The organism is Cupriavidus sp. UME77 (genome assembly GCF_014170355.1).
Lineage (GTDB): Bacteria > Pseudomonadota > Gammaproteobacteria > Burkholderiales > Burkholderiaceae > Cupriavidus > Cupriavidus basilensis.
On the sequence record NZ_LZZU01000004.1, the window covers coordinates 70,970 to 77,095 of the forward strand.

The window sequence follows — 6,126 nt, forward strand, 5'->3', positions numbered from 1 at the left end:
TTTGATCTGCTGTTCGACGCGCACCACGCATTTGTCATCGAGGCCGGTCCCGTGCTCCTTTATGGTGCTGCATCCGAGTTATCCGGCGAGCCGAATATGCAAGGGCACTGTCTCTGATATCGAGGCCTCTATCGAAGAGGCAAGCGCTCAGTGCGAGTATTCCCATCTCGCTTGTCAATGGCTTCCTCGCGGCCGCCGGTGCACAACCTGATGTCCTGCGTCGCTATCTCGAGGCCGCCGGGATCATGCCCGGACTTCTGGGCGAGGCAAGCGCACGCATCACGGAGGAACAGTTCTCTACGCTATATCGCACGCTTGCAATCGAACTCGACGATGAGATGCCCGGCATCTTCAGCCGACCGTTTCGCGGTGATACGCGGAAGTTCCTCTGCCTGAGTCTTCTAGATGCACCCAACATCGAGACGACACTGCATCGCTTTGGACTGTTTTTTCACATCGTGCTCGACGTATTAGACGCGGCCGAATACGGCGCCCCTAATTCGAGCCCATGCCGACCACCACTCAACTTTGCGCCGGATTGGTCCGCTGGGCAACGCGGCCGCGTGGCTCGCTGCCACGCGTGCAATCAGGTCACGCAGAGCGGCGATCGACGGGTGGTCTCCGACAAGTTGCAAAGGTGCGCTCATCGCGACGCACCCAAGTAGCCGACCGCACAAAAACAGTCAGGCACATCGTAGCCCAGGAATAGTTGATTTACCGGATTTGCGAGTCCTGCCGAGTGGGAGAGGCCAAGAACAGTTTGCCAAGATGGCTCGCGGGCGGCGTATCTTGTTGTCATGGCTGTTCCCATGCAGCCAACTCGCCGGTCTTGACCGCATGAGCCGCTGCCTGTTCGAGCCAAGGCGCATGGGTCTTGGGAACGACCAGCATCGTCAAACCCAGGCCGTCCATCACCCGCAGGGCGTGCTCGAGATTGACGCCCTTGCCGTTCTCTAGCTTGGACAGCATGCCGACGGAGACACCGCAATGCCTCGCCGCGTGGTCAATGGGCATCCCTTCCCCTGCGCGGGTGGCTCGAATGCGGTCGCCCAGTTGGTGAATGGTGCGAATCGTCGCGCGCGACGGTGGTGTTGGATCAGGTAGTGGTCGCGGCATCGGGGCCTGTCTGTGAAGGAGGCAAGCCAGCATGGAGGCTGCTGGTCGGATAATTTCATGATGTTGAAATTATAATCCGGAATGGGATTGGCTGCTTTTCTATGGCGAGGGGACCGGCCCCATGCCAGCCAGCGGTCGATGGTTGCAGGCGGGCTAGGAGCTACATAGGAGCATTGGGAACGCAAGCCGGATCGCGCAGGGTCGCACTGAACTTCAATCTTTGGGCTGCTGCTGGAGCCGCAACTCGCGAATGCACTAATTGTGAGGTCGTCCGGACGAAGCATCAAAGACTGATCGCCACGATCCCGGCCAGCACGATCACTCCGCCGGCAACGCGGCGCGCGAGATTGCCCTCACGGAAGAGCCACCACGCAAGGAAAGAGCCGATGACAATGGACGACTCGCGCAGAGGCGCGACAAGTGCCACCGGCGCGCTCAGCATGGCGGTGAGAACGAGGATGTAGGCCAGCGGGGAGAACACGGCCACGATGAAGATCGGCATTGCGCCAGCACGGAGGACGGCAGGGATCCGATGCCTCCGTAGCAGCGCGATGGGGGTCAGGATCAGGCTTTGCAGTAGGAGTGTGCCTGCGTAATAGCTCACGGGCGCCAATTGCCACGAGGTGACGGAGTAGCTGTCCCAGAGGGTGTACCCGGCGATGGTGGCACCTGTCGCGGCCCCCCAGAACACTCCTGGCAGCGGACGGCTGCTCCCGCTTCTGAATAGATTGCCGACGACGAAGAGGATGCCCGCGACGATGAGGAACGCTCCGAGCATCGCGGCCGTGGTGAGCCGTTCCCCCAGCAGGAGAACCGCGAACAGCATCGTCAGCATAGGCCCCGTGCCGCGGGCAACCGAATAAACCACCCCAAGCTCTGCGCGGTCGTAACCTGCCTGCAAGATAAGGGAGTATGCGATGTGCAATGTAGCGGAAACGGCGGAACCCACCATGAGCCGCCAATCGAGCACCTGCTGCCCCTTGGCTATGACGACAATGCCGATCGGCACGCATAGCAGCGCCGAGGCGCAGGTATAGGCCCAGACGAACAGAAAGGTATCTTCACGCTTGTACTTCGAGGCAATGTTCCACACCGCATGGGCTGTCGCCGCAGCGAGGACGAGCGCGACAGTGCCGGGGCTCATCAGTCGATGTCGGGCAGGTCGATGCCGGCCCGCTCTGCCCGGCGGCTCCGCTCTGGGTCGCGCAGGGCGAGGGCTGCGACCAGCGCGTCAATGACGACGAGTTGGGCCAGCCGACTCCCCGCTGCGGCCATCTGCGCCGGCAGTGGCGCTCCGCCGACGACCAGCGCGATATTCGCGAGGGTCGCCAGTGGTGTGCCGTACTGGTTGGTGATGGCGATGAGCGAGGCACCCGCAGAGGACGCTGCATCGGCGATGGCGAGCGTGGTTGAAGTGCGTCCGGTCGAACTGACGGCGATGACGACATCATCAGGACCCAGGAGGCGCGTCGCGATCATCGCCGACAAGTAGTCCGGGATGCTGATGGTCGTCACGCCGACCGCGCGCAGGCGGAAGACGGCGTCGGCGGCAACCGTAGATGACGGGCCGGCACCGAATGCGATTACCTGTCGCGCAGACAGGATCGTATCGACCGCCTTGTCGAACGCAGCGAGTTCGACAGCCCCGCCGAGTGCGGTCAGGGCGTCGGTGCCTGCGCGGATGGAGGTATCAAGCACTGCGGCCGACGTCGCGTCCGCAGCGAGTGCTTCAGGCGGCGCAAAGAACCGAGTGGTGCCGCGGGCGCGGGCGATCTCGATCTTGAGCTCGGTGAACCCACCGAACCCGATCGCACGCGCAGCGCGGACCACGCTCGGCGGCGAAACGCCGGCCCGGGCGGCCACCTGCGCGGCCGTGCTCGCGCCGACGAACAAGGGATCAGCAAGCAGAAGAGCGACTACCTTCGCCTCGCTGGCGGCGAGATCGCCACTGCGGGCCTGAATGCTTCCAATCCATTGCCCGAGCCGCCCTTCATCGTCTGAAATGTCATTACCAAAATAAATAGTCATGTGTAATATATTACATTGGCTATCTGAAGCACACAACCATCGCGTGAGCAGGCGCTCTGCAACGAAGCCACAGGAGTCCCTTCCATGGATACAGAAACCCTTACATCCGTAGCTGTAGTTGGTCCGGGTGCCATCGGCACCACGATCGCGGCGGTGCTGCAGGAAGTCGGTCGCACGCCGTTGCTATGCGGCCGCACGTCCCGCGATCATCTGACGTTGCAGGATGGCGATCGCCGCATCACCATTCCCGGTCCCGTCCAGACGAATCCCAGACAGATCGATCACACGGTCGATCTCGTCTTTCTCGCTGTCAAGGCAACACAGACCGAGGCAGCGGCGGAATGGCTTGCAGCGTTGATCGGTCCGGAAACCGTCGTGTGCGTTCTGCAAAACGGCGTCGAGCAGTTGGAGAAGGTCACCACACATTTCCCACGCGGGCAGGTCGTCCCCGCTGTCGTGTGGTTTCCTGCGCAGGCGCAATCCGATGGCTCGGTGCGCTTGCGCGGCGATGTGCGCCTCAGCTTGCCAGACACGCCGGCTTCCCGCGTGATAGCCGACGCACTGCAAGGCACCCGCTGTTTCGTTGAGCTTGCCGCAAATTTCAGATCTCTAGCCTGGCGCAAGCTGCTGCAGAACGCGGTGGCCGGACTCATGGCGCTCACCCATCGTCGCTCGGGCATGTTCGGCCGGTCCGACATCGCCAGACTCACCCTGGACTATCTGCAGGAATGTCTGGCCGTGGCCCGTGCCGAGGGTGCTGAACTTGGCGACGAGGTGCCGCAGGCGATCCTCGACAAGTTCCTGGCGTCTCCCGCCGACATGGGCACGTCCATCCTTACGGATCGAGAAGCCGGCAGGCCACTCGAATGGGACGTTCGCAACGGTGTCGTCTCACGTCGCGGCCGGGCTCACGGCATCCCGACACCAATCAGCGACGTGTTGGTGCCGCTCCTCGCGGCCGCGAGTGACGGCCCTGGCTGATTCCCTGCCTACGCTCTCGCTGTCCTTCCGCCTCGTCGCCTCGTCAGCTTGGCCATGCTTTTCGAATCGTACGAAGCGGACTCGGCGCGCTCGGCACCCAAGGCAGTGTTCGCGCCTGAAAGTGGCCGCGGCGCGGGTGCGATGTCTGGCGGCTGGCGTCGATGTTTTCACCCGATCGCGGCGCAACGTGCCCACTCACCGAACACGGTAGCGGTCTTGGCAGGTCTGGCTGGGTGGTAGAACGCACTCATGCGTGGCTCCACAATTTCCGTCGTCTTCGCATTCGCTTCGAGCGTCGGGCTGATATTCACGAAGCATTCCTGAATGCTTGGCTGTTCCCTCGTCTGCTGGAACATCTTCAGGCGGTCTCTTAGTCGCAATGTGGCGCCCTCCCCCAATTTCTTTCCACTCCCAGAATAATGATCGCCAACAGCACGTCATACTGCTGGGCCAGTTCCGCCAGCGTCTTTTGGAGGGTCGGCCGGGATTCGTGAATATCTGAAGCTTCAGATATTCACGAATCCCGGTCGACCCTCTTGAAAAGGCGGGCGGTTTTTTCGGACTTGAAGCTGCTTGCGTTGGCCGCAATCTGTCCACAGGCCGCTGAGTTGAGCGCCGGGAGGGCGCGCTTCGGAATGTCATCCTGCGCCTGAACTGGCGGGAAGTTCGCCTTCCACGCTAGCGCCGCTCTGCGGCAATCGCCTCGGAATGTTTCTGTACCGCAGTGCTGAACGCCGCCATGTCGAAGCGCTGCGGATCGTCATGCCCGTCGGCATAGAACTGGTCGAGCACTGCGTGGAAGGCCGGGACCAGCCACTGGCCGCGCCGCGCGCTCGCCACGAGATAGAGCAGCGCGAGCCGCTCATATTGCTGCGCAGTGAACCCGGGACTCGGCGCGTCGAAGTCATTCGCCTTCTTTCCGGGCTTAGGGATCTTAGGGTCGCCAACCCGTGGCTGGATGTTCTCCACTCCGACGAACAGCTTCGTCTTCACAGTCCCATCGACGCATGACTCGAATTTCGTCGTCGCGATCTGGTCGGCAAAGTCTACCTCGGTGATTGACGCTCCGACGCGGTTGGTGAAGGCATGTGCCAGGCGATCGGGAAACGGCTTCGGGTGGCCGCCGAAATTCTTGTTGTAGTTCCAGCTCGCGTCGTCCAGGTTCAGCGGGAATTCGCCGCGCGTCTGGCATGAGGCCGAAGGCCCGTCCACTGAACAATTGGGCGTGCTAGTGTCGTGAATGATGAAGTAGTTGGCCGAGATCGGCTTGTTGATCGGTCCGCCAACGTCGGACGTCTTGATCTGCTGCGCATTGAGCAGTGCTTGTACCGCCTGGACGGCGGGCGCGGGCTTGCCGGCAACTTCCTTGAGAAACGGCGTGATCGTTTCGTCGCCGATGTCGCCCTGCCGTTTCACCTCGCGTGTCAGGCAGCTCGCTTGCTGCGCCGGCGTTCCCTCGAACGATTTCTTTTGTGCATCGAACTTGCAAGGTCCGGCACGTTCCTCTTGCGCGTTGATGCCTTTCTTCCGGTCGCACTTTGCGGCCCAAGCCGCGGAGCTTCCCGCAAGTGCCAGCACCAGTGCAATGCCGCCGATCCGTTCTATGGTCTGGATACGTGCCATGTCCGCCTCCCGCGGCTCGATTGATGGAATGGACTTTTCTTCTTCCGGCTAGCCAATTGACCTCGCCCCCAACGAAAACCTACCAACCCAACTCAATTCCCATAGGTCCAACAGTTATCAAGCGGACCCGCTAGGGATGGTGTTCAAAACGACGTCAGCAGGTTCGTGCTGACAGTGTGAGCGTGACAAGATGAATTTGATGAGCGCTTCGGCCAGAATTCGGCACCGGCTTCGGCATCATCACCGGCGTTGTCGCCCGCGTTTCGCGTCGGCGAAGGCGCACTCATCCTTTGGCGCCCGGCTGCAGTCGATGGCGCATCATCCACAGATTGCTCAAGGCAAACAGCGTCTGCAGTTGCTGCGTGTTCTTCATCAAGC

The 6,126-nt window shown here is 61.7% G+C and carries 5 protein-coding genes and 2 pseudogenes; 3 read left to right on the forward strand and 4 right to left on the reverse strand.

Annotated elements, in window-relative coordinates:
- Window positions 1–107 precede the first annotated feature (107 nt).
- Window positions 108–467: pseudogene (locus A9975_RS01175) on the forward strand (AraC family transcriptional regulator ligand-binding domain-containing protein); the annotation flags it as partial.
- 328 nt (window positions 468–795) lie between these two features.
- Here the strand turns inward: A9975_RS01175 and A9975_RS01180 are convergent.
- The 3 genes from A9975_RS01180 to A9975_RS01190 all read right to left on the reverse strand — a co-directional run bounded on the left by A9975_RS01180 (window position 796) and on the right by A9975_RS01190 (window position 3,144).
- A complete protein-coding gene (locus tag A9975_RS01180) occupies window positions 796–1,116 on the reverse strand; it encodes a helix-turn-helix domain-containing protein (RefSeq protein ID WP_183031022.1) in 321 nt (106 codons plus the stop codon).
- Window positions 1,117–1,399: 283 nt separating this feature from the next.
- Entirely contained in the window at window positions 1,400–2,260 is an 861-nt protein-coding gene (locus tag A9975_RS01185; protein WP_183031023.1) for a DMT family transporter, read from the reverse strand.
- Window positions 2,260–3,144 (reverse strand): MurR/RpiR family transcriptional regulator, encoded by an 885-nt coding sequence (locus tag A9975_RS01190; protein ID WP_183031024.1) that lies wholly within the window; start codon window positions 3,142–3,144, stop codon window positions 2,260–2,262. Before A9975_RS01190 ends, A9975_RS01185 begins: the two co-directional genes overlap by 1 nt.
- Window positions 3,145–3,228: 84 nt before the next feature.
- Between A9975_RS01190 and A9975_RS01195 the strand changes: the two genes are divergently transcribed.
- Both A9975_RS01195 and A9975_RS37870 read left to right on the forward strand, forming a co-directional pair.
- The gene (locus tag A9975_RS01195) at window positions 3,229–4,125 is read left to right on the forward strand and encodes an oxidoreductase (RefSeq protein ID WP_183031025.1); all 897 of its coding nucleotides are present in this window, start codon (window positions 3,229–3,231) and stop codon (window positions 4,123–4,125) included.
- 197 nt (window positions 4,126–4,322) lie between these two features.
- Window positions 4,323–4,545 (forward strand): annotated as a pseudogene (locus tag A9975_RS37870) (hypothetical protein); the annotation flags it as partial.
- Between the two features lie 258 nt (window positions 4,546–4,803).
- On the opposite strand, the gene A9975_RS01205 reads toward A9975_RS37870, so the two are convergent.
- A complete protein-coding gene (locus A9975_RS01205) occupies window positions 4,804–5,748 on the reverse strand; it encodes a hypothetical protein (protein WP_183031026.1) in 945 nt (314 codons plus the stop codon).
- Window positions 5,749–6,126: the final 378 nt, after the last annotated feature.

What these genes read in the sequence shown, in the direction of transcription:
- A9975_RS01180 (WP_183031022.1), bottom strand. Translation starts at nt 1,116, where the DNA reads ATGCCGCGACCACTACCTGATCCAACACCACCGTCGCGCGCGACGATT.
- A9975_RS01185 (WP_183031023.1), bottom strand. Translation starts at nt 2,260, where the DNA reads ATGAGCCCCGGCACTGTCGCGCTCGTCCTCGCTGCGGCGACAGCCCAT.
- A9975_RS01190 (WP_183031024.1), bottom strand. Translation starts at nt 3,144, where the DNA reads ATGACTATTTATTTTGGTAATGACATTTCAGACGATGAAGGGCGGCTC.
- A9975_RS01195 (WP_183031025.1), top strand. Translation starts at nt 3,229, where the DNA reads ATGGATACAGAAACCCTTACATCCGTAGCTGTAGTTGGTCCGGGTGCC.
- A9975_RS01205 (WP_183031026.1), bottom strand. Translation starts at nt 5,748, where the DNA reads ATGGCACGTATCCAGACCATAGAACGGATCGGCGGCATTGCACTGGTG.